Origin of the sequence: Paraburkholderia phymatum, from assembly GCF_040965635.1 — a bacterium.
Taxonomy (GTDB): Bacteria; Pseudomonadota; Gammaproteobacteria; order Burkholderiales; family Burkholderiaceae; genus Paraburkholderia; species Paraburkholderia phymatum_B.
In genome coordinates, this window is the sequence record NZ_JBFRCH010000005.1 from 43005 (window position 1) to 65783 (window position 22779).

The following is a 22779-nucleotide window of genomic DNA, read 5'->3' on the forward strand; positions in this document are numbered from 1 at the left end:
CGGGTGTTGCGGATCGTGCGGGACGCGTCCGGCGAATGTTCCGATATGTCAATGAGCGCCGTTTGTCGGACGTTCGGTGGGGCGCTATCGTCCGTTCGGTCCGCTTTCCTTTTGTGGGCCTTTCCGATAGCATCGAAAGTCAGTCATGCCCTTTAAGCCTCACCGGGCCTCATCCGCAACCATGTTGCACGGGACCAGAGCAAGGTAACGCGCGAATGCGCCAACTCTGGTCGACAGGAGACACATCATGCGAGTCAGCGACATTCTGAAGGTCAAGGGCAACACCCTGTTCACGGTCACACCCGATACGCCACTCAACGAGGCCGTCAATACGATGGCCGAGCACGACATCGGCTCACTCGTCGTGATGGAGTATGGCGATCTCGTCGGCATGCTGACCTTCCGCGAGATCATCCTCGTGCTGAGCCGCAACGGTGGCAGCGTCGGCGGCACGACGATCCGCAAGATCATGGACGATCATCCGCTCACGTGCACGCCCGAAACGGATGTCAACGAAGTGCGCCGCATGATGCTCGAGCACCACGTGCGCTATCTGCCTGTGATGGAAAGCCGCACGCTGATGGGCGTGATCTCGTTCTACGACGTCGCGAAGGCCGTCGTCGAAGAGCAGGGCTTCGAGAACCGGATGCTGAAGGCCTATATTCGCGACTGGCCGGCGGAAGACGAGCCGCAGCAGGAGCAGCCCTCGCGCTGAGCGGATTTTCGTTGGCCTCGTCGCCTCGATCAGTTGGCCGGCCGGCTTGCAGTGCGCCGACATGCCGCTGTCGCATGACTGAATCATTCTCTAGGCGCGCGCGAAAAGCGTGCGCTTTTTTTGTGTCCGCCATTCCCGCAGTGCCGCTTTGAATCTGCGCCTTCTTTCAAGCACTCGATGAGCGATCGTCCGTTGTCCACCGCCCAACACGCAAGGCGCACAGCTCGCGAACACGGCTCGCAGTTCCGCCTGTTGCGCGAGCGCCGTTTTGCGCCGTTCTTCTGGACGCAGTTTCTCGGCGCGATGAACGACAACGTGTTCAAGATCGGCTTTACGTCGCTCGTCACGTATCAGGCCGCGCGATTCTCAGGTGTGAATGCGGACACCGCAGCCTTTCTGATTTCGGCGATCTTCATTCTGCCGTTCGTCCTGTTCTCGGCGACGTCCGGCCAGGTCGCCGACAAGTATGACAAGGCGATGCTCACGCGCTTCGTGAAGACTTTCGAGATCGGCGTGATGCTGGTCGGCGGCGCGGGCTTCTGGCTGCACGACGCGCTATTGCTTTATCTGTGCACTTTCCTGATGGGCGTCCACTCGACCGTGTTTGGCCCTGTCAAATACGCGTATTTGCCGCAGCATCTGGACAAGACGGAACTGGTCGGCGGCAACGGCATGGTCGAGATGGGCACGTTCGTCGCGATCTTGCTCGGCACGATTGCGGGCGGTGCGGCGGCGGGCTCGGAGGCGCACGGCGCGGCGATTCTCGCGTTCGGTTGCGTGGCCATCGCGCTGGTCGGGCGCGTGGCGTCGGGCTTCGTGCCGCAATCGGCGCCATCGCAACCCGATCTGCGCATCAACTGGAATCCGATCAGCGAAACCTGGCGCAATCTGAAGCTGGCGCGCGAAAACAGGACCGTCTTTCTGAGCCTGCTCGGCATTTCCTGGTTGTGGTTTGTCGGCGCGACGTTTCTGTCGTCGTTCTTCCGTTTCGCAAAGGACGTGCTGTCCGCGAACCCCGATGTCGTGACCGTGCTGCTCGCGACATTTTCGATCGGTATCGGCACGGGCTCGTTGCTGTGCGAGCGGCTGTCAAAGAAGCGCATCGAGATCGGCCTCGTGCCGCTCGGCTCGATCGGAATCAGCGTGTTCGCGATCGACCTGTTCTTCGCGAGCCACGCGTTCCCGAAAGCCGCGCAACTTTTGACGGTGGCCGAATTCATGACGCTGCCCGCACATTGGCGCGTGCTCGCCGATCTGTTCCTGCTCGCGATGTTCGGCGGCTTCTACAGCGTGCCGCTCTATGCGCTGATCCAGAGCCGCAGCCAGCCGAGCCATCGCGCGCGGATCATCGCGGCGAACAATATCCTCAACTCGCTGTTCATGATCGTGTCGTCGCTGATGGCCGTCGCGCTGACGTCGGCGGGCGTCGGCATTCCTGGGCTGTTTCTCGTGACGGCGCTGCTCAACGTGATCGTCGCCGTCTACATCTATTCGCTCGTGCCCGAGTTCCTGTTGCGCTTCGTCGCGTGGCTGCTCGTGCATACGTTCTACAGGATTCGTCTCGTTCACGCCGAACGCATTCCTGAAGAGGGCGCGGCCGTGCTGGTATGCAATCACGTGAGCTATGTCGATGCGCTCGTGATCATGGCCGAGAGTCCGAGGCCGATCCGCTTTGTGATGGACCATCGTATCTTCCGCGCGCCGTTTACCGGCTGGCTGTTCAGACACGCAAAGGCAATTCCGATTGCCCCCGCGCATGAAGACGCGGATTTGCTCAAGCGCGCCTACGATGCCTGCGCAAAGGCGCTCGACGATGGCGATCTCGTCTGCATCTTTCCCGAAGGCAAGCTGACCAAAACGGGCGACATGAATACGTTCCGCCACGGCGTATCGGAAATTCTGCGGCGCGCGCCCGTGCCCGTCGTGCCGATGGCGTTGCGCGGCCTGTGGGGCAGCGTCTGGTCGCGCAGCGCGGATGCGCGATTCCCGCGTCCGGTCCACAAGGGCGTGATGAGCCGTCTGACGCTGGTTGTCGGCGAGCCGCTCGATCCCGCGCAGGCGACGCGGGAACTCCTCCAGCAGATCGTGTCGGAACTGCGCGGCGCCCGGAAATAGCGTTTCGGGTGTGGCCGCCCGCCGCGCGACGCAACGCGCTTTCGTGCGTTTGTCCTATACCGATCGCCCGAGTCCCCGCGCGCCACGGCGGAGCGGCCAGGCTGGCATAATAACGCTCTCCCCGCATTTCTTTGGACGACGCTCATGTCCGGCAATACCCTCGGTACGCTCTTCACAGTCACGACCTTCGGCGAATCGCATGGCCCGGCTATCGGCTGTGTGATCGACGGCTGCCCGCCGGGCATGTCGCTCGCCGAGGCCGACATCCAGTTCGAACTCGATCGTCGCAAGCCCGGCACGTCACGGCACGTGACGCAGCGCCAGGAAGAAGACAAGGTCGAGATTCTTTCGGGCGTCTTCGAGGGCAAGACGACGGGTGCGCCCATTGCGCTCCTGATCCGCAACACGGATCAGCGCAGCAAGGACTACGGCAACATCGCCGAAACCTTCCGTCCGGGCCACGCCGACTACACCTACTGGCAGAAGTACGGCATCCGCGACTATCGCGGCGGCGGCCGTTCCTCAGCGCGGCTGACGGCGCCGACGGTGGCGGCGGGTGCTGTCGCGAAGAAATGGCTGCGCGAAAAGTTCGGCACCGAGATTCGCGGCTATATGGCCGCGCTCGGCGAGATCGACGTGCCGTTCGTCGACTGGCAGCACGTGCGTGAGAACCCGTTCTTCGTGCCGAACGCGGACATCGTGCCGCAACTCGAAGCGTATATGGATGCGCTGCGCAAGGACGGCGATTCGATCGGCGCGCGTATCAACGTGGTGGCGTCGGGCGTGCCCGTCGGCCTCGGCGAGCCGCTTTTCGACCGGCTCGACGCCGACATCGCGCACGCGATGATGGGCATCAACGCGGTGAAGGGCGTCGAGATCGGCGCGGGCTTCGCGAGCGTCGCGCAGCGCGGTTCGGTGCACGGCGACGAACTGACGCCGGAAGGTTTCATCGGCAATCATGCGGGCGGCGTGCTCGGCGGCATTTCGACGGGACAGGACATCACGGTGTCGATCGCGATCAAGCCGACGTCGAGCATCCGCACGCCGCGCCGCTCGATCGACAAGAGCGGGCAGCCCGCCGTCGTCGAAACGTTCGGGCGCCATGATCCGTGCGTCGGCATTCGCGCGACGCCGATCGCCGAGGCAATGCTTGCGCTCGTGCTGATCGACCATGCGCTTCGTCATCGCGCGCAGTGCGGCGATGTCGTCGTCGATACGCCGAAGATTGCTGCCAGCGCGCCCTGAACTCGAATAGTCGAACCACGGCATCGCAAGCTCGCTGGCTATCGACAGGGCGGTCAACATGAATCACATCGACTCCACGCGCGCCGACGCACTGGCGCAGCTTTATGCGCGCACGTCGGCACCCGACGCCGTTGCAACGGACTGGCTCGCGCTCGGCAAGGCGCTGCTCGCCGGCACGAACGGCGACAAGACACGGCTGCGCCAGGCGGTCGATGCGCTCGTGCGCGCATACCGCCTCGACGCGAACTGCGATGCGCGTCTGCTGCACGAGATCGCGCAGACGGCCTTCATTCTGCGGGACTGGGCGCTCGTCGAATCGGCGACGGCGCTGCTGTTGGCGCGCGACGCCAACGATGCGAATGCGCTCGTCTGGCGTTCGGCCGCCTTCCAGCAGCGCGACGATTTCGCCGAAGCCCAACGTCTGCTGCACGAGGCCGCGCGCGCCGCGCCGGGCAACCACATCGTGTTGCACAAGCTCGCGCTGTGCATCAAGGAGCAGGGCCGCTTCGCCGAAGCCGAGGCGCTGCTGCGCAGTGTGCTGGAACTGACGCCGAACAATGCGCACGCGCTCTTCGATCTGTCGGAGCTGGAAGTGCGCGCGGGACGATATGCGCAGGGCTGGCTCGACTACGAAGCGCGCGTCGCATTCGCCGACGATGTGAACGCCGCGAAAACAGCGCTTGCGGCGATCAGCGCCAACTGGCGCGGCGAGTCGCTGGCGGGCAAGACGCTCGTCGTGTATGGCGAGCAGGGCAACGGCGATTGCCTGTGGGCGGTGCGCTTTCTCCGTCTACTCGCGGAACGCGCGCAACGCGAAGGCGGTCGCGTGATCTTCGGCTATGCGGGGCCGATGCAGCATCTGTTCGAACGCATGCTGCCTGCTGGCATCCGGATCGAAACGAGCCTCGAAACGAAGCCCGTTTTTCACTGCGGGCTGATGAGTTTGCCGCTGCGGCTCGGCATCGACGATCCGTCGATGTGGGGGCATCCGTATCTGAGCGCCGATCCCGCGCGCGCCGAGTTGTGGCGCGAACGTGTCGCTGGTGCCGCGAAGGCGGGGAACAAGACGGTTGGCCTCGTGTGGAACGGCAATCCCGATCACATCCGCGATGCGCGGCGCTCGGTTCCCGTCGAACTGCTTGAGCCGATTCTGAGCGCGCCTGGCATTACGTTCTTTGCGGTGTCGCCGGGGCGTCCGGCGACGGTCGAGCGATGGCGAGGGCAGGGCGTCGATATCGTCGATCCGACCGCGCACTTCGAAGCGGGCTTCGACGATGTGGCCGCGCTGCTCGTGAATCTCGATGCGCTCGTGACCATCGACAGCGGTCCCGCCCATCTGGCAGGCGCGCTCGGCGTGCCGACGTGGTTGATGATCGATTACGTGTCTGCGTGGTTCTGGGGCGAAGAGGTGGAACGCACGCCGTGGTATCAGACGATCGAGCTGTTTCGTCAGCCGTCTGTCGGCGTGTGGGCGCCTGTTATCGAACGGGTGCGCGCACGGCTCGCGACGCTTGCAGCGTGAATCGTGTGGGCGTGGGCTCGGCCGTCATGCAAAAAGCGCCGCTCGATATGAGCGGCGCTTTCGTTTGTCTGGACGCAGCGCGCGTCACATGTTCGGATAGTTCGGACCGCCGCCGCCTTCCGGCGTGACCCACACGATGTTCTGCGTCGGGTCCTTGATGTCGCAGGTCTTGCAGTGCACGCAGTTTTGCGCGTTGATCACGAGGCGCTCGCTGCCGTCGTCGTTTTTCACGAACTCATACACGGCGGCGGGGCAGTAGCGGCCTTCGGGGCCTGCATACGTTTGCAGATTCACCTTGACGGGCACCGACGGGTCTTTCAGCGTCAGATGCGCAGGCTGGTTCTCTTCGTGATTCGTGTTCGAGATGAACACCGACGACAGCCGGTCAAATGTGAGCTTGCCATCAGGTTTCGGATAGTCGATCGGCTTGCACTGCGACGCCGGCTTCAGCATCTCGTGATCCCAGTGCTGGTGATGCAGCGTCCACGGCACGTTGCCGCCCAGCAGCTTCTGCTCGATGCCGACCATCAGCGTGCCGAGGTACAGGCCCTTGCTCATCCACTGCTTGAAATTGCGTGCCCGGTACAGCTCGGTGTGCAGCCACGAGGTCTTGAACGACTCCGGGTAGGCGGCGAGTTCATCCGACTGACGGCCGGATTGAACCGCATCGAACGCGGCATCGGCGGCGAGCATGCCTGTCTTGATCGCCGCGTGCGAGCCCTTGATCCGCGAGGCGTTCAGGAAGCCCGCGTCGTCGCCGACCAGCGCGCCGCCCGGAAACACGAGCTTCGGCAGCGACATCAGCCCGCCTGCCGTGATCGCGCGCGCGCCATACGACACGCGCTTGCCGCCTTCGAGGAACTTGCGGATTTCCGGGTGCGTCTTGTAGCGCTGGAATTCCTCGAACGGCGAGAGATACGGGTTCGAATAGCCGAGGCCGACCACGAAGCCCACCATCACCTGGTTGTTGTCGATGTGATAGAGGAACGAGCCGCCGTACGTCTGCGTATCGAGCGGCCAGCCGGCGGTGTGAATCACCAGCCCCGGCTTGTGCTTCGCGGGATCGATTTCCCACAGTTCCTTGATGCCGATGCCGTACACCTGCGGATCGGCGCCGTCACGCAGTTTGAATTTGTCCGACAGTTGACGCGCGAGATGCCCGCGCGCGCCCTCGCAGAACAACGTGTACTTCGCATGCAGTTCCATGCCGAGCTGGAGGTTTTCCGTCGGCTCGCCGTCCTTGCCGATGCCCAGGTTGCCCGTTGCCACGCCCTTGACGGAGCCGTCGTCGTTGTACAGCACTTCCGCCGCTGCAAAGCCCGGGAAGATCTCGACGCCCAGCGCTTCGGCCTGCTGACCCAGCCAGCGCGTGACGTTCGCGAGGCTGATCACGTAGTTGCCGTGATTCTTGAAGTTGTCCGGCAGCGCCCAGTTCGGCACGGCCTTCGCGCCCGTTTCGGAGAGGAACAGGAAGCGGTCTTCCGTCACTTCAACCTCCAGAGGTGCCCCTTTTTCCTTCCAGTCCGGCATCAGTTCATTCAACGCACGCGGGTCCATCACCGCGCCCGAGAGGATATGCGCCCCGATTTCCGAGCCCTTTTCGAGCACGCAGACGCCAATCTCGATGCCCTTTTCCGCCGCGCGCTGCTTCAGACGAATAGCCGCCGACAGGCCCGCCGGGCCGCCGCCGACGATCACCACGTCATATTCCATCGATTCGCGCGGGCCGTACTGCTCGATCAGGCTTGCGGGGGTCATTGATGCTCCTCTTACCGTTAGAATGCTTTTTTCGGGATCGTATTGTCATTGAACGATCCCTGCGCTGCAACACAAAGAGGCAAGATTAGCACGACCGTACTATTATGGTGACTGAGGATTGACCCCAATGCCTGCGCGGCGCGTGGGCCTGCATCCCGTCACATCCATGTTCCAAGGAAAACGACAATGGGCCGTTCGATCAATCTGGAAGGCAAGGTGGCGCTGATTACGGGCGCATCGAGTGGACTGGGCAAGCGGTTTGCCATGGTGCTGTCGCAAGCGGGCGCAAAGGTCGTGCTGGCAAGCCGACGCATCGAACGTCTGAAGGAATTGCGCGCGGAGATTGAGGCATCGGGTGGGGCCGCGCACGTCGTCTCACTCGACGTGACCGATTATCAGAGCATCAAGTCGGCCGTCGCGCACGCGGAGACGGAGGCGGGCACGATCGATATTCTCGTCAACAACTCGGGCGTATCGACGACGCAAAAGCTGACCGACGTGTCCCCCGCGGACTTCGAATACGTGTTCGACACGAACACACGCGGCGCATTCTTCGTCGCTCAGGAAGTGGCCAAGCGGATGATCATGCGCGGCGGCGGCTCGAACAAACCGCCGTACCGGATCATCAATATCGCGTCGGTGGCCGGCTTGCGCGTGCTGCCGCAAATCGGGCTCTACTCGATGAGCAAGGCGGCCGTGGTCCACATGACGAAAGCGATGGCGCAGGAATGGGGCCGCCACGGCATCAACGTCAACGCGATCTGCCCCGGTTACATCGACACCGAGATCAACCACCATCACTGGTCGACCGATCAGGGGCAAAAGCTGATTTCGATGCTGCCGCGGCATCGCGTCGGCAAGCCGGAAGACCTGGACGGACTGTTGCTGCTGCTCGCCGCCGACGAATCGCAGTTCATCAACGGCTCGGTGATCGCCGCCGACGATGGTTTCGGTCTTTCGTAATCAGCGGCAGGCAATCGTTTGACTGACACGCTTGCCTGTTGGCTTCGGAGCAGAAACGCGCGAGAAGCGCGATCATTGACGCCCACGTGCAGCGTCCGCACAGCGCAGACGTTGCATAAACCTTTTTAGCCGCTGCAATTCGCGGGTTGCGTGCATTTGCCGGATGCAGCCCGCGCAGTTCCATTTTTCCGATTCAGATTCAAACCGTAGAAGAAGTGCGATGAGCGATTACCACCCCGTTTTTGAAATGTCGATGCCGATCCGCTGGGGCGACATGGACGCGTTCGGCCATGTGAACAACACGGTCTATTTCCGCTACATGGAGCAGGTGCGGATTTCCTGGTTCGAGCAACTTGGCATCGCGGGCGGCAACGGCGAAGGGCAGGGGCCCGTGATCGTCAATGCGTCAATGGAATTCCTGACGCAGTTGCACTATCCGGGCGACGTGATCGGCCGCATGACGGTGGGCACGCCGGGCCGCAGCAGTTTCGATACGCGCTTCGAGCTCTTCCGCGCCGACGACCCCGGCACGCTTTACGCGCGCGGCTCCGCGAAGTGCGTCTGGATCGACTACGCGGCAGGCAAATCGGCGCCGCTTCCCGACCTGCTGCGCACGACCATCGAAAGCGCCCGGCTCGTCAAGGCCTGACCCTTACCTTCCCGTTCGATGCGCGCCGGCTCCCGCAGCGAGCGCTTCCTTCCGGTCGAAAGTCAATTGCCGAGCAGGCGCTGCAGCAGTTCAGTCGCGTTGCCCGTACCGTATTTGCGCATCAGCCGCGCGCGGTAGACATCCACTGTCCGCGGGCTGATGTCGAGAATCCGGCCGATCTGCTTGCTCGTCTTTCCTGTCACCAGTTGCGCGGCGATCTCGCGCTCGCGCGGCGTCAGCTCGACGGCGACGCGCCGCGTCGCGCTCAGATCCTCGAAGGTCCAGACGCCCGCTGCATGCGGCACCGAAAGATCGAGTGAGCGCCCCGTCACATGGCACCAAAACAGCTCGCCGTTCGCGCGCTTCATGATGCGGTCATCGGCGTAGCTGCCTTGCGCCGTCATGATGGGCGGGATGCGCTCGCCGATGCGCTCGAACTCATCCGGCGACGGATACAGCACCGCGAACGATTGCCCCAGCAACGACTCGCGCGAACGGCGGAAGATCGCGGCGACCTGCTCGTTGCAGTCTTCGATGATCCGCTCGCGCGACAGCACGAGGCCGATCGGCGCAAGGTGAAAAGCGGTTTGGTAATCCAGTGCGGGCATGAAATCAGAGGGTGCGATTACTTATGTATTTTTGCGTATTGTGCCGCAACACCGCCGCATCGTACCCTTTCGGCACATCACAAGATGCGCGGCTGGCGCGGCGAGGTTTATCCGCATCGCGCCACCGTTCGCCGCAGATGACTAGAATGACGTTTCGGGCTGTGCCCGCAGCGCCCCGGCAGCCGGCTCGTGCAAGTGCACCGGCGAGCAGGAGCGGGCGCGAGTCGACACAAGAACGGCGTCGCATCGATCCCAATTTCGGGTATCCAATCAAGGAAGGGACACACTGATGAATAAAGTCTACGCAAGCGCGGCTGCCGCGCTCGAAGGCATCGTCAAGGACGGGCAGACATTCGCCGTCGGCGGCTTTGGCCTGTGCGGCATTCCTGAAGCGCTGATCGCCGCCCTGCGCGACTCCGGCGTGAAGGGCATCACCTGCATCAGCAACAACGCGGGTGTCGACGGCTTCGGCCTCGGCCTGCTGCTGGAAACGCGCCAGATCAGGAAGATGATCTCGTCGTACGTCGGCGAGAACAAGGAATTCGAGCGCCAGTATCTGGCGGGCGAACTCGAGCTGGAATTCACGCCGCAGGGCACGCTCGCCGAAAAGCTGCGCGCGGGCGGCGCGGGCATTCCGGCGTTCTTCACGAACACGGGCTTCGGCACCGTCATCGCGGAAGGCAAGGAAACGCGCCAGTTCGGCGACAACCACTACGTGCTCGAACCGTCGCTGACGGCGGATGTCGCGCTCGTCAAGGCGTGGAAGGCGGACAAGTCGGGCAACCTGATCTATCGCCGCACCGCGCGCAACTTCAATCCGATGTGCGCAATGGCAGGCAAGATCACGGTCGCGGAAGTCGAAGAGATCGTCGAGACGGGCGAACTCGATCCGGACGCGATCCACACGCCGGGCATCTTCGTGCAGCGCCTCGTGCTCAACGCGCACCCGGAAAAACGCATCGAACAACGCATCGTCCGCGCGAAAGGAGAGTAAACATGGCTTGGAATCGTAACCAGATGGCCGCGCGCGCGGCGCAGGAGCTGCAAGACGGCTTTTATGTGAACCTCGGCATCGGCCTGCCGACGCTCGTCGCCAATCACGTGCCCGCAGGCATGGAAGTGTGGCTTCAGTCGGAGAACGGCCTGCTCGGCATCGGCCCGTCGCCGTACGAAGAGGAAGTGGACGCGGACCTGATCAACGCCGGCAAGCAGACGGTGACGACGCTGCCGGGCTCGTCGATCTTCTCGTCGGCCGATTCGTTCGCGATGATTCGCGGCGGCCACATCAACCTGGCGATCCTCGGCGCCATGCAGATCAGCAAGAAGGGCGATCTGGCGAACTGGATGATCCCCGGCAAGATGATCAAGGGCATGGGCGGCGCGATGGATCTGGTGGCGGGCGTCAAGCGCGTCGTCGTGCTGATGGAGCACGTCGCGAAGGGCGACCAGCACAAGATTCTCGAAGAATGCACGCTGCCGCTGACGGGCGTGGGCGTGGTCGATCGGATCATCACGGACCTTGGCGTGATCGACGTGGTCGATGGCGGCCTGAAGCTGGTCGAACTGGCTGACGGTGTGACCGTCGACGAGATCAAGGCGAAGACGGGCGCGCCGCTCGATACGAGCGCGGTGAGCTGAGTCTCTTCGTTCGACCGTGCGTCGAAAGCGGTTGTCGAAAAGCGGGCGCGATGCGAGTCGCGCCCGTTCCTTTTTGCCCTATGTATTGAGGCCCGCGCTTGCTGGCTTCGTGCTTTCGTCCTATGCCTTTACGCCGATGAGCGCGCGAGACGAAGCGGTTTAGAATCGATCGTGTTCCGTGCGCCTTTCATGCACGCTGCAGCCTTTCGATCGAGGGAACTCTGATGACCGCTACGCCTGTTGCCGTTTCGCCCGTTGTCGACACCACCGTGCCCCGTCAGCGCTATGTGCAATGCGCGAGTCCCGCGGGGCTGCATCGCATCGCGTACACCGAATGGGGCGCGCCGGATAACCCCCGCGTGCTCGTGTGCGTGCATGGGCTGACGCGCTCCGGACGCGACTTCGACCGGCTCGCGGCGGCGCTGTCGCCTGTGTATCGCGTCGTATGTCCGGATGTGGCCGGGCGTGGCTTGTCTTCGTGGCTCGCCAATCCCATTTACTATGGCATCCCGCAATACGTCGGCGATATGGTCACGCTGATCGCGCGGCTCGGCGTCGAGACTGTGGACTGGTTCGGCACCTCGATGGGCGGGCTGATCGGCATGGCGTTCGCCGGGCTGAAGGACTCGCCGATACGCAAGATGATCGTCAACGATGTCGGCCCGCATGTAGAACCCGTCGCCATCGAGCGCATCGGCAACTATCTCGGGCAGCCAGTGTCGTTCGACACGCAGCAGGAAGCGATCGATCACGCCGCGTTGCTCGCTCAATCGTTCGGGCCGCTCACGCGGGACGAATGGCGCGAGATCAACACGCCGCTCGTGCACGAGCGCGATGGCGCCTGGCGCTTTCGCTACGATCCGCGCATCGCGGAGCCGTTCACGCAGACAACGCCCGAACTGACGGCACTCGGCGAGGCGGCGTTGTGGCAGTCGCTTGCATCGACGGAAGGGCCCGTGCTCGTCGTGCGAGGCGAGCGATCGGATCTGCTGTCCCGTGAAACCGTCGCGAAGATGATCGAGAAGGGACGCAATGTGTCGAGCATCGAAATCCCCGGCGTAGGCCATGCGCCGGCCTTTCTTTCCGCAGATCAGATCGATATTGCGAAACGGTTCTTCATCGGAAATAGCGCCGACGCGTCATAATATGAGATTGGCCGCGGGCTTAGGTTGACCGCTGTTCGATCGCGATCGGCGCATCGCGCACAGCGCGTGCAAAACGAACCCCGCATAGCGTCGTTTCACTCCTCATTCACAATGGACAGGAAATTTCATGGCAGTCATTCGTCATCACGTCGGCAAGCGTCTTTCGGAAACCGCTGTGCATAACGGCACGGTTTATCTGGCTGGCCAGATTGCCGAGGACACCGATCAGGACATCGTCGGCCAAATGCGCGAAGTGCTCGGCCACATCGACCGTCTGCTCGGTGAAGTCAACAGCGACAAGGCGCATCTGCTTTCGGCTCAGATCTACATCGCGGACATGGCGGACTTCGCCGGCATGAACGCCGTATGGGACGAGTGGGTCGCGCAAGGCAACACGCCGCCGCGCGCAACCGTCGAAGCGAAGCTCGCGAATCCGAAGTGCCTGGTCGAAGTGGTCGTGGTCGCCGCCCAGCGCAGCTGATACGGGCCACACGCGCGAAATACGCGACACACGCAACCTACGTTTCAGGCATTTGCATTGGCCTCATTCGCCCGCGCGAGCCGCGGGCCCGCTGCACGATGAATAGCGACACCGTCACGACCGCTCCGAACCCGACGCCGTCCTTCGACGACGCGCTTGCGTTCGTGCGCGAGCACGCGCGTGGCGCGCGGCTGTCGTCGGGTGAGTTGCTCGCCGATCATGCGGCGGGCACGGCTTCCATCATGCGCACGCTCAACGTCGATCCGCCGGCCGTGCTGGCGGCGGCGCTGTTTTCGCTGACGCCGCATCTCGAGAATCCGGAGCAAACCATCGCCGACAACTTCGGCGAAGAAGTCGCGCAACTGGTGAGCGACGTGCGCAAGCTGTTGCGCCTCGGCACCGTGAGCATGCGCGCCGCGCAGAACGCGATGCCCGAGGCGGGCCGCGACGCGCAGGCCGCGCGCCGCGCGCAGGTCGAAGCGCTGCGCAAGATGCTGCTCGCGTTCGCGCAGGACATTCGCGTCGTGCTGATCCGGCTCGCGTCGCGGCTGCAATCGATGCGCTATTACGCGGCAGCGAAGATCACGCCGTCGCCCGACGTGGCGCGCGAGACGCTCGACATCTACGCGCCGCTCGCGAATCGCCTCGGCATCTGGCAACTGAAGTGGGAGCTCGAAGATCTCGCGTTCCGCTTCGAAGAGCCGCAGACGTACAAGCGCATCGCGAAGCTGCTCGACGAGAAGCGCGTCGAACGCGAAACCTATGTCGCCGAAGCGATCGCGCGGCTGCAGCGGGAGCTGGCGGCCGCGCACATCGATGCCGAAGTGAGCGGCCGGCCGAAGCACATCTACAGCATCTGGCGCAAGATGCGCGGCAAGGAGCTCGACTTCTCCGAGCTTTACGACGTGCGCGCGTTTCGAGTTATCGTGCCCGACATCAAGGATTGCTACACGGTGCTCGGCATCGTGCACAACCTGTGGCAGCCTGTGCCGAGGGAATTCGACGACTACATCTCGCGGCCCAAGCCGAACGGCTACAAGTCGTTGCATACGGTGGTGATCGGCGACGACGGTCGCGCGTTCGAAGTGCAGATCCGCACACAGGAGATGCATCGGTTCGCCGAATACGGCGTGGCCGCGCACTGGCGCTACAAGGAAGCGGGCACGCGCGGTTATGGCGGCCAGTTCAGCGCGAGCGAGAAATACGACGAGAAGATTGCGTGGCTGCGTCAACTGCTTGCGTGGAAAGACGACGTGTCCGAAGGCAAGCACGGCGACAAGGGCGCGGCGAAGCCATGGGAGCAGTTGCGCCAGGCAACGCTCGACGACGATCACATCTACACGCTCACGCCACAGGCGCGCGTGATTCCGTTGCCGCAGGGCTCGACGCCGCTCGACTTCGCGTATCACCTGCATAGCGAACTGGGGCATCGTTGCCGCGGGGCGCGCGTCGATGGCGCGATGGTGCCGTTGAATACGCCTTTGCAGAACGGGCAGACGGTCGAGGTCGTCGCCGTCAAGGAGGGCGGTCCGTCGCGCGACTGGCTCAATCCGCAACTCGGCTACCTGCAAAGCAGCCGCGCGCGCCAAAAGGTGCGGGCGTGGTTCAATGCCGTCGAGGCGCAGGAGAACGTCGCGACGGGGCGCGCGATGGTCGAAAAGACTTTGCAGCGCGAGGGCAAGACATCCGTCAGTCTCGATCAGCTGGCGGCGAAGCTCGGCTTCAAGTCACCCGAGGATCTGTTCTCGGTGGTCGGCAAGGAAGAGTTCAGCTTGCGGCTCGTCGAACAGGCGCTCAGCGATGCGCCGCCCGCCGAGCCTGTCGTCGAGGCGCCCGAGCAGTTCGAGAAGCGCAGTAGCGGCGCAAGCGTCGCGCATGGCGCGTCGACGGGCGTGCTCGTCGTCGGCGTCGATGCTTTGCTGACGCAGCTTGCGCGTTGCTGCCGTCCGGCGCCGCCCGATGACATCGCCGGTTTCGTGACACGCGGCAAAGGCATGTCGATTCATCGCAGTGACTGCCCGACGTTCCGGCGTATGGCCGAGCGCGCGCCGGAGCGTGTGCTGCAAACCGCCTGGTCCGCCGATGTGATGAGCGGGCGCGGCAAGTCGGTGTATCCCGTCGACCTGTCGATCGAGGCAACCGACCGGCAGGGCCTGCTGCGCGACATTTCCGAAGTCTTTGCGCGCGAGAAGATGAATGTGATCGGCGTGAAGTCGCAGTCACGGCGCAACGCGGCGTTCATGCAGTTCACCGTGGAAGTGTCGAGTGCCGCGCAGATCCAGCGCGCGTGCGCGATGCTGGGTGAAGTGGCTGGCGTCGTCAGGGCAACGCGCAAGTGAAGCCGTCGACAATGCGCTCGTGATTTCCGTTGTCGTGCGCGTGCGTATGCGCAGAGAAATTTTGGTGCCGACGCATAAAAACGCTTGCCAACTTTCTCTGTGCTCCATATAATCTCGTCTCTCTAGGCTCGTAGCTCAGCTGGTTAGAGCACCACCTTGACATGGTGGGGGTCGTTGGTTCGAGTCCAATCGAGCCTACCAACGAATCTGAAACTTCGGCTTGCCGAGGTTTCGCAAACGCAAGTAGCAATGAACGCTTCGGCGTAAAGAGCGAACCAGGCGAACATGGTTATGACACCGCGAACGTTGACCGGAACCGTTTCGGAGCGACGCTAGTCGAGGACCACTTTCGCCCTTGTTGTTTGCGGTAGTTTGCAGAAATGTGAATGCGGCCCCTCGAAAGCGGGGCCGCATTTTTTTTTGTCTTTAGCGCTTGTTGCATGTGCCGCCGCCTGCCGGCATTACGGAGAACGCAATGGTTTCGATACGACTGCCCGATGGTTCCGTTCGACAGTACGAGCACCCGGTGACTGTCGCCGAAGTGGCTGCATCGATTGGCCCCGGTCTCGCGAAGGCTGCGCTCGGCGGCAAGATCGACGGCGAACTGGTCGATACGTCCGCGCTGATCGACCACGACGTGTCGCTCGCGATTGTCACGGACAAGGACGCAGACGGTCTCGACATCATTCGCCACTCGACGGCACACCTGCTCGCTTACGCGGTGAAGGATCTCTTTCCGGAAGCGCAGGTGACGATCGGGCCGGTGATCGACAATGGCTTCTACTACGACTTTTCGTATAGCCGTCCCTTCACGCCCGAAGATCTCGAGAAGATCGAAAAGCGCATGCAGGAGCTGGCGAAGAAGGACGAACCGGTATCGCGCCGCGTCGTGTCGCGCGATGAGGCCGTCGAGTACTTCAAGAGCATCGGCGAAAAGTACAAGGCCGAGATCATCGAATCGATTCCCGCCAGCGACGAAATCAAGCTATACGCGCACGGCGGCTTCACGGATCTGTGCCGCGGCCCGCACGTGCCGTCGACGGGCAAGCTGAAGGTCTTCAAGCTGATGAAGGTCGCGGGCGCGTACTGGCGCGGCGATTCGAAGAACGAGCAGTTGCAGCGCATCTATGGCACGGCCTGGACGAAGAAGGAAGACCAGGACGCCTATCTGCACATGCTCGAAGAGGCTGAAAAGCGAGATCACCGCAAGCTCGGCAAGCAACTGGACCTGTTCCACATGCAGGACGAGTCGCCGGGCATGGTGTTCTGGCATCCGCGCGGCTGGACGTTGTGGCAGCAGGTCGAGCAGTACATGCGCCGTCGCGTGAACGAGGCGGGCTATCTCGAGATCAAGACGCCGATGATCATGGACCGCTCGCTGTGGGAGGCGTCGGGTCACTGGCAGAACTATCGTGAAAACATGTTCACGACCGAGTCGGAAAAGCGCGACTACGCGATCAAGCCGATGAACTGCCCGGGCCACGTGCAGGTGTTCAATCACGGCTTGCGCTCGTATCGCGATCTGCCGCTGCGCTATGCGGAGTTCGGTTCGTGCCATCGCAACGAGTCGTCGGGCGCGCTGCATGGTCTGATGCGCGTGCGCGGATTCGTCCAGGACGATGCGCACATCTTCTGTACGGAAGACCAGTTCATCAGCGAATCGATTGCTTTCAACACGCTGGCGATGAGCGTCTATAAGGATTTCGGCTTCGACAATGTCGAGATCAAGCTGTCGCTACGCCCCGACGCGCGTGCGGGCACGGACGAAATCTGGGATCGTGCCGAGCAGGGTCTGCGCGACGCGCTGACCGCTTGCGGCGTGACGTGGGAAGAATTGCCGGGCGAGGGCGCGTTCTACGGTCCGAAGGTCGAATATCACATCAAGGACGCGCTCGGCCGCTCGTGGCAGTGCGGCACGCTGCAACTCGACATGGTGCTGCCGGAGCGTCTGGGCGCCGAGTACGTGGCAGAAGACAACAGCCGGCGCCGGCCGATCATGCTGCACCGGGCAATCGTCGGATCAATGGAGCGCTTCCTCGGCATTCTGATTGAGCACCATGCTGGTGCAATGCCTGTGTGGCTGGCGCCGATGCAGGTCGTCGTGATGAATATCGCCGAAAGTCAGGCGGAATACGCTCAATCTCTGGCTCAATCGTTGCAAAAACAAGGGGTTAGAGTGGAGGCCGATTTGCGCAATGAGAAGATTAGCTATAAAATACGCGAGCACACGCTTGAAAAGGTGCCGTATTTGCTGGTCGTCGGCGACAAGGAGCGTGATGCACAAACGGTAGCCGTGCGTGCCCGTGGCGGCGTCGATCTGGGCGTGATGTCCGTCGATGCCTTCAGCGAGCGTCTGCGTCAGGACGTACAGACGTTCAACTAAACCACCTGGCAGCGCGGCTCGTTTTTTTAATCTTTAGAGGAAACGTAACATCGCTACTGATAAGTCGTCGCATCGCATCAACGGTGAAATCACTGCGCCCGAAGTGCGTCTGGTCGGAGTCGACAACGAACCGCTCGGCATCGTAAAACTCGCTGAAGCTTTCCGCTTGTCGGAACAGCAGGATGTGGATCTGGTCGAAATCGCGCCGCAAGCGGTTCCGCCTGTCTGCCGCCTGATGGACTACGGCAAGTTCAAGTACCAGGAAGCAAAGAAGCAGCACGAGGCCAAGCTCAAGCAGAAGGTCATCCAGGTCAAGGAAGTCAAATTCCGGCCGGGTACGGATGACGGTGACTACAACGTCAAGCTGCGTAACCTTGTCCGCTTCCTCGAAGATGGCGACAAGACGAAAATCACGTTGCGTTTCCGTGGCCGCGAAATGGCTCACCAGGAAATCGGCATGCGCATGCTCGAACGTCTGCGCACCGATCTGGATGAAGTCGGTCAGGTCGAGCAAATGCCCAAGATGGAAGGCCGCCAGATGATCATGGTGCTGGCGCCGAAGAAAAAGAAGTAAGCAGACATCCGCCGCACTATGATGTGCGGCTTGTTTGTCGGAATTTGTCGGAATGTTTGAAAGTCGCGCGTCGTGGTGATGCGGCGCGTGCGAAGCAGATTTCGGAAAGTCGACCGCGTCCTGTTGTACAGCGGGCGTTTTCCCGAAAAGCAGCGGCCAGTGGTTCAGGCTTGCTGCATACCAAGTGGAGTGGGTTTCGAAGGGCGGGTGAGGGCTTTCTGAGCCGACCGCACACCCATGTCCATCAAATAATGGAGTAGTTGTCATGCCGAAGATGAAGACCAAGAAGAGCGCTGCAAAGCGCTTCGTGGTTCGTCCGGGCGGTACCGTCAAGCGCGGTCAAGCCTTCAAGCGCCACATTCTTACCAAGAAGACCACCAAGAATAAGCGTCACCTGCGCGGCGCCACGGCAGTTCACGATTCCGATCTGAACTCCGTACGTGCGATGCTGCCGTTCGCCTAACCCCTTAACCGACACTCATAGGAGCGAAACATGCCTCGAGTCAAACGTGGGGTTACCGCACGGGCCCGCCATAAGAAGATCATCAATCTGGCCAAGGGTTACCGCGGCCGCCGCAATAACGTCTATCGCATCGCCAAGCAGGCGGTCATGCGCGCAGGTCAGTACGCCTACCGCGATCGCCGCAACAAGAAGCGTGTGTTCCGCGCGCTGTGGATCACGCGTATCAACGCGGCGGTGCGTCAGCACGACATGACGTACAGCGTGTTCATCAACGGCCTGAAGAAGGCGTCGATCGAACTCGACCGCAAGGTGCTGGCCGACATGGCTGTGTTCGACAAGGCTGCTTTTGCTGCGATCGTCAAGCAGGTGAAAGCCGCCGTCGCAGCCTGATTGCGCTGTTAGCATCTAGTACTGCGTGGTTCGTTGCAGCGAACAGTCCGGTAGTCTCGGTGACGCTGCAACAAAAACGGGGCTCCTCACCGAGCCCCTTTTTTGTTGGTCGAGCCAGTTTTACTTCGATTGAATACTGACGTTGAAAAGATGGGATCAATGGATCTGGACCAGATTGTCGCCGACGCGCAAAGCGCCTTTGAACAAGCCTCCGACGTCACCACGCTCGAAAACGAGAAGGCACGCTTTCTCGGCAAGTCGGGTGCCCTGACGGAACTGTTGAAGGGGCTGGGCAAGCTCGATCCCGAAGCGCGCAAGACGGAAGGCGCGCGGATCAACATCGCCAAGCAGCAGGTCGAAGCCGCGCTGACGGCGCGCCGTCAGGCGCTGGCCGACGCCCTGCTGAACCAGCGTCTTGCCGCTGAAGCCATCGACGTCACGCTGCCCGGCCGCGGCATGGGCACGGGCAGCCTGCACCCCGTGATGCACACGTGGGAGCGCGTCGAGCAGATCTTCCGCACGATCGGCTTTGATGTCGCCGACGGCCCGGAGATCGAAACCGACTGGTACAACTTCACGTCGCTGAACAGCCCGGAGAACCATCCGGCGCGTTCGATGCAAGATACCTTTTACGTCGACGGCAAGGACGCCGAAGACCGCCCGCTGCTCTTGCGCACGCATACCAGCCCGATGCAGGTCCGCTACGCGCGCACCAACACGCCGCCCATCAAGGTGATCGTGCCGGGCCGCACGTACCGTGTCGATAGCGACGCGACGCACTCGCCGATGTTCAACCAGGTGGAAGGCCTGTGGATCGACGAGAACATCAGCTTCGCCGACCTGAAGGGCGTCTACACCGATTTCCTCAAGAAATTCTTCGAGCGCGACGATATTCTCGTGCGCTTCCGCCCTTCGTATTTCCCGTTCACCGAGCCGTCGGCCGAGATCGACATGATGTTCGAGCAGGGCAAGAACGCCGGCAAGTGGCTCGAAATTTCGGGCTCGGGCCAGGTTCATCCGACGGTCATCCGCAACATGGGCCTCGACCCGGAGCGTTATATCGGCTTTGCGTTTGGCAGCGGCCTCGAGCGTCTGACCATGCTGCGCTATGGCGTTCAGGACCTGCGTCTGTTCTTTGAAAACGATCTGCGTTTCCTGCGCCAGTTCGCCTGACGCAACGAGAGCCTGAGCGCAAGCGCCATCAGGCTCAAGCTTCAAGCACGCTACGAGAGCGGCCCGGCGTCCAGCATCATGACTGCCGCGCCGCAAACAGCGCTTCCGGCCCGGTGCCGATGTATCGGCCGGATGCGGACACAACCTGTTTAGAACGTACAGAACCATGCAATTCCCGGAATCCTGGCTCAGAACCTTTGTCGATCCGCAACTGACGACGCAAGAGCTGTCGCACGCCCTGACGATGGCCGGTCTCGAAGTCGAAGACCTGCGCCCCGCTGCGCCGCCGACGTCGAAGATCGTGGTGGGCCGCGTGCTCGAAGTCGTCAAGCACCCGGACGCCGACAAGCTCAACGTGTGTCAGGTCGACGCCGGCACGGGCTCGACGCTGAACATCGTGTGCGGCGCGCCGAACGTGGCGCCCGGCATCAAGGTGCCCGTTGCGCTGGTGGGCGCGCAGTTGCCGCCTGCGGAAGAGGGCGGCGCGCCGTTCGCGATCAAGCTGTCGAAGCTGCGTGGCGTGCAGAGCGAGGGCATGCTGTGCTCGGCGCGCGAACTGAAGCTGTCGGACGATCATAGCGGCCTGTTGATCCTGCCGGAAGATACGCCGATTGGCCAGGACATTCGTGAAACGCTGAATCTCGACGACACCGTCTTCGAAATCAAGCTGACGCCGAACAAGGCCGATTGCCTGTCGGTGTTGGGCGTCGCGCGCGAGACGGCTGCAATCACGGGCGCGCCGCTGCGTCCGCTGGACATCAAGCCCGTCGAAGTGAAGCTGAACGAAACGCTGCCCGTGAAGATCTCGGCGCCGGATTTGTGCGGCCGTTTCTCCGGGCGCGTGATTCGCGGCGTCAATGCGCGCGCGAAGTCGCCGGCGTGGATGGTCGAACGCCTCGAACGTTCCGGTCAACGAAGCATTACCGCGCTCGTCGACATCTCGAACTACGTGATGCTCGAACTCGGCCGTCCGTCGCATGTTTTCGATCTGGACAAGATCCACGGCAGCATGGACGTGCGCTGGGGCAAGCGCGGCGAGTCGCTCAAGCTGCTGAACGGCAACACGGTCGAAGTGGACGAGACGGTTGGCGTGATCGCCGACGACCGCCATATCGAAAGCCTCGCGGGCATCATGGGCGGCGACAGCACGGCAGTCACGCTCGAAACCACGAACATCTATCTCGAAGCGGCATTCTGGTGGCCCGATAGCATTCGCGGCCGCTCGCGCCGCTACAACTTCTCGACGGATGCGGGTCATCGCTTCGAACGCGGCGTCGATTACTCGACAACCGTCGAGCATATCGAGCGCATCACGCAACTGATCCTCGATATCTGCGGCGGCGAGGCCGGTCCCGTCGACGACCAGATTGTCAATGTGCCGAAGCGTGAGCCCGTCAAGATGCGGGTCGCGCGCGCGAACCGCATCATTGGCGTTGCGGTCTGCGCCGATGAGATCGCGCAGATCTTCACGCGCCTCGGCCTGCCGTTCGAGCGCGAAGGCGACGACTTCCTCGTGACGCCGCCACCGTATCGCTTCGATATCGAAATCGAAGAAGACCTGATCGAAGAAGTCGCGCGCATTTACGGCTTCGAGAAGATTCCGGCGCGCCCGCCCGTCGCGCGCAGCGAAATGCGCCGCACGAACGAGACGCAGCGTTCGATCCATGCGCTGCGTCATGCGCTGGCCGCGCGCGACTACGCGGAAACGGTGAACTTCAGCTTCGTCGATGCCGAATGGGAACAGGATTTCGCCGGCGACGACAACCCGGTGCGCCTGCTGAATCCGATTGCGAGCCAGTTGTCGGTGATGCGCACGTCGCTGTTCGGCAGCTTGATCAACGTGCTGCGCCATAACCTGAACCGTCGCGCGGATCGTATCCGCGTGTTCGAAGCGGGGCGCGTGTTCCTGCAGGACACGTCCGTCAAGGCGGGTGAACTCGCTGTCGAAGGCTTCGCGCAGCCCAAGATGATCGGCGCGCTCGCGTATGGTCCCGTCGTCGAAGAGCAGTGGGGCGCGACGACACGTGCCGTCGATTTCTTCGATGTGAAGGGCGATCTCGAAGCGCTGCTTGCGCCTGCCGTCGCGCGCTTCGTGAAGGCGGAGCATCCGGCGCTGCATCCGGGACGCAGCGCGCGTGTCGAGCTCGATGGCCACGCAATCGGTTGGATCGGCGAACTGCATCCGCGCTGGATGCAGAAGTACGATCTGCCGCATGCGCCGATTCTGTTTGAAGTCGACGCGGAAGCTCTGATGCAACGCGCGCTGCCGACTCCGACGGAAGTACCGAAATTCCCGCCGGTACGGCGCGATATCGCGATCGTTGTGGACCAGAAAATCGAGGTCCAGGCGCTCTTCGACGAGATGCAAAAGGCGTTGTCCGAAGACGCATGCAAGACCATTCAAAGGGTTGCGCTTTTCGATGAATTTCGTGCAAAATCAAATACTTCCGGCGGGCTGGCGGCGCACGAGAAAAGCCTTGCGTTCCGTGTAACCTTGCAAGATACTGGTGGGACCCTTCAGGATGAAACGGTCGATTTGGCCATTCAGACTTTGGTGGATCGTCTTGCTCGAGTGTATGGCGCCCGGTTGCGCGGATAACCGATAACGGTTGCTCCGC

The 22779-nt window shown here is 62.3% G+C and carries 19 protein-coding genes and 1 tRNA gene; 18 read left to right on the plus strand and 2 right to left on the minus strand.

All coding sequences use genetic code 11. From position 1 onward, the window contains the following. Positions 1-247: 247 nt before the first annotated feature. The 4 genes from AB4Y32_RS11925 to AB4Y32_RS11940 all read left to right on the plus strand — a co-directional run bounded on the left by AB4Y32_RS11925 (position 248) and on the right by AB4Y32_RS11940 (position 5597). A complete protein-coding gene (locus tag AB4Y32_RS11925) occupies positions 248-715 on the plus strand; it encodes a CBS domain-containing protein (RefSeq protein ID WP_368721554.1) in 468 nt (155 codons plus the stop codon). A 177-nt stretch (positions 716-892) separates the two neighbouring features. Beyond that, positions 893-2830, plus strand: coding sequence for an MFS transporter (locus AB4Y32_RS11930; RefSeq protein WP_368721555.1), 1938 nt, complete (start codon positions 893-895; stop codon positions 2828-2830). Positions 2831-2974: 144 nt separating this feature from the next. Beyond that, a complete protein-coding gene (gene aroC, locus AB4Y32_RS11935; RefSeq protein WP_368721556.1) occupies positions 2975-4075 on the plus strand; it encodes a chorismate synthase in 1101 nt (366 codons plus the stop codon). 58 nt (positions 4076-4133) lie between these two features. Further along, the gene (locus tag AB4Y32_RS11940; protein ID WP_368721557.1) at positions 4134-5597 is read left to right on the plus strand and encodes a tetratricopeptide repeat protein; all 1464 of its coding nucleotides are present in this window, start codon (positions 4134-4136) and stop codon (positions 5595-5597) included. A gap of 84 nt (positions 5598-5681) precedes the next feature. Here AB4Y32_RS11940 and AB4Y32_RS11945 read toward each other — a convergent pair whose 3' ends face one another. Beyond that, on the minus strand, positions 5682-7355 hold the full coding sequence (locus AB4Y32_RS11945) for an electron transfer flavoprotein-ubiquinone oxidoreductase (RefSeq protein ID WP_368721558.1): 1674 nt from the start codon (positions 7353-7355) through the stop codon (positions 5682-5684). A 186-nt stretch (positions 7356-7541) separates the two neighbouring features. Here AB4Y32_RS11945 and AB4Y32_RS11950 point away from each other — a divergent pair, with 186 nt between their 5' ends. Beyond that, positions 7542-8318, plus strand: coding sequence for an SDR family oxidoreductase (locus AB4Y32_RS11950; RefSeq protein WP_368721559.1), 777 nt, complete (start codon positions 7542-7544; stop codon positions 8316-8318). A 220-nt stretch (positions 8319-8538) separates the two neighbouring features. Further along, positions 8539-8967, plus strand: coding sequence for an acyl-CoA thioesterase (locus tag AB4Y32_RS11955; RefSeq protein ID WP_368721560.1), 429 nt, complete (start codon positions 8539-8541; stop codon positions 8965-8967). Between the two features lie 62 nt (positions 8968-9029). Here the strand turns inward: AB4Y32_RS11955 and AB4Y32_RS11960 are convergent, their stop codons facing one another. Further along, complete coding sequence (locus tag AB4Y32_RS11960) at positions 9030-9575, minus strand: LuxR C-terminal-related transcriptional regulator (RefSeq protein ID WP_368721561.1); 546 nt, start codon at positions 9573-9575, stop codon at positions 9030-9032. Between the two features lie 289 nt (positions 9576-9864). Between AB4Y32_RS11960 and AB4Y32_RS11965 the strand changes: the two genes are divergently transcribed. The 12 genes from AB4Y32_RS11965 (at position 9865) to pheT (ending at position 22760) form a co-directional block, all read left to right on the plus strand. Next, positions 9865-10569 (plus strand): CoA transferase subunit A, encoded by a 705-nt coding sequence (locus tag AB4Y32_RS11965; protein WP_368721562.1) that lies wholly within the window; start codon positions 9865-9867, stop codon positions 10567-10569. A 2-nt stretch (positions 10570-10571) separates the two neighbouring features. Then, positions 10572-11213 (plus strand): CoA transferase subunit B, encoded by a 642-nt coding sequence (locus AB4Y32_RS11970; protein WP_368721563.1) that lies wholly within the window; start codon positions 10572-10574, stop codon positions 11211-11213. Positions 11214-11437: 224 nt separating this feature from the next. Continuing rightward, positions 11438-12358, plus strand: coding sequence for an alpha/beta fold hydrolase (locus tag AB4Y32_RS11975; RefSeq protein ID WP_368721564.1), 921 nt, complete (start codon positions 11438-11440; stop codon positions 12356-12358). Between the two features lie 127 nt (positions 12359-12485). Next, positions 12486-12839 carry a RidA family protein gene (locus AB4Y32_RS11980; RefSeq protein WP_368721565.1) on the plus strand — a complete coding sequence of 118 codons (354 nt, stop codon included), beginning with the start codon at positions 12486-12488 and terminating at the stop codon, positions 12837-12839. A 98-nt stretch (positions 12840-12937) separates the two neighbouring features. Continuing rightward, the gene (locus tag AB4Y32_RS11985; RefSeq protein WP_368721566.1) at positions 12938-15178 is read left to right on the plus strand and encodes a bifunctional (p)ppGpp synthetase/guanosine-3',5'-bis(diphosphate) 3'-pyrophosphohydrolase; all 2241 of its coding nucleotides are present in this window, start codon (positions 12938-12940) and stop codon (positions 15176-15178) included. Positions 15179-15302: 124 nt separating this feature from the next. Next, a tRNA-Val gene (locus AB4Y32_RS11990) sits at positions 15303-15379 on the plus strand. A 274-nt stretch (positions 15380-15653) separates the two neighbouring features. Next, on the plus strand, positions 15654-17561 hold the full coding sequence (gene thrS / locus AB4Y32_RS11995) for a threonine--tRNA ligase (RefSeq protein WP_090872015.1): 1908 nt from the start codon (positions 15654-15656) through the stop codon (positions 17559-17561). A gap of 49 nt (positions 17562-17610) precedes the next feature. Then, positions 17611-18135 carry a translation initiation factor IF-3 gene (gene infC, locus AB4Y32_RS12000; RefSeq protein ID WP_081767593.1) on the plus strand — a complete coding sequence of 175 codons (525 nt, stop codon included), beginning with the start codon at positions 17611-17613 and terminating at the stop codon, positions 18133-18135. Positions 18136-18400: 265 nt separating this feature from the next. Continuing rightward, positions 18401-18598: a 50S ribosomal protein L35 gene (gene rpmI, locus AB4Y32_RS12005; protein WP_004191477.1), complete on the plus strand. Its 198-nt coding sequence runs from the start codon at positions 18401-18403 to the stop codon at positions 18596-18598. A 30-nt stretch (positions 18599-18628) separates the two neighbouring features. Then, positions 18629-18988, plus strand: coding sequence for a 50S ribosomal protein L20 (rplT, locus tag AB4Y32_RS12010; protein ID WP_004192938.1), 360 nt, complete (start codon positions 18629-18631; stop codon positions 18986-18988). A gap of 159 nt (positions 18989-19147) precedes the next feature. Further along, positions 19148-20161: a phenylalanine--tRNA ligase subunit alpha gene (pheS, locus tag AB4Y32_RS12015; RefSeq protein ID WP_368721567.1), complete on the plus strand. Its 1014-nt coding sequence runs from the start codon at positions 19148-19150 to the stop codon at positions 20159-20161. Between the two features lie 166 nt (positions 20162-20327). Continuing rightward, complete coding sequence (pheT, locus tag AB4Y32_RS12020) at positions 20328-22760, plus strand: phenylalanine--tRNA ligase subunit beta (protein ID WP_368721568.1); 2433 nt, start codon at positions 20328-20330, stop codon at positions 22758-22760. Positions 22761-22779 lie beyond the last annotated feature (19 nt).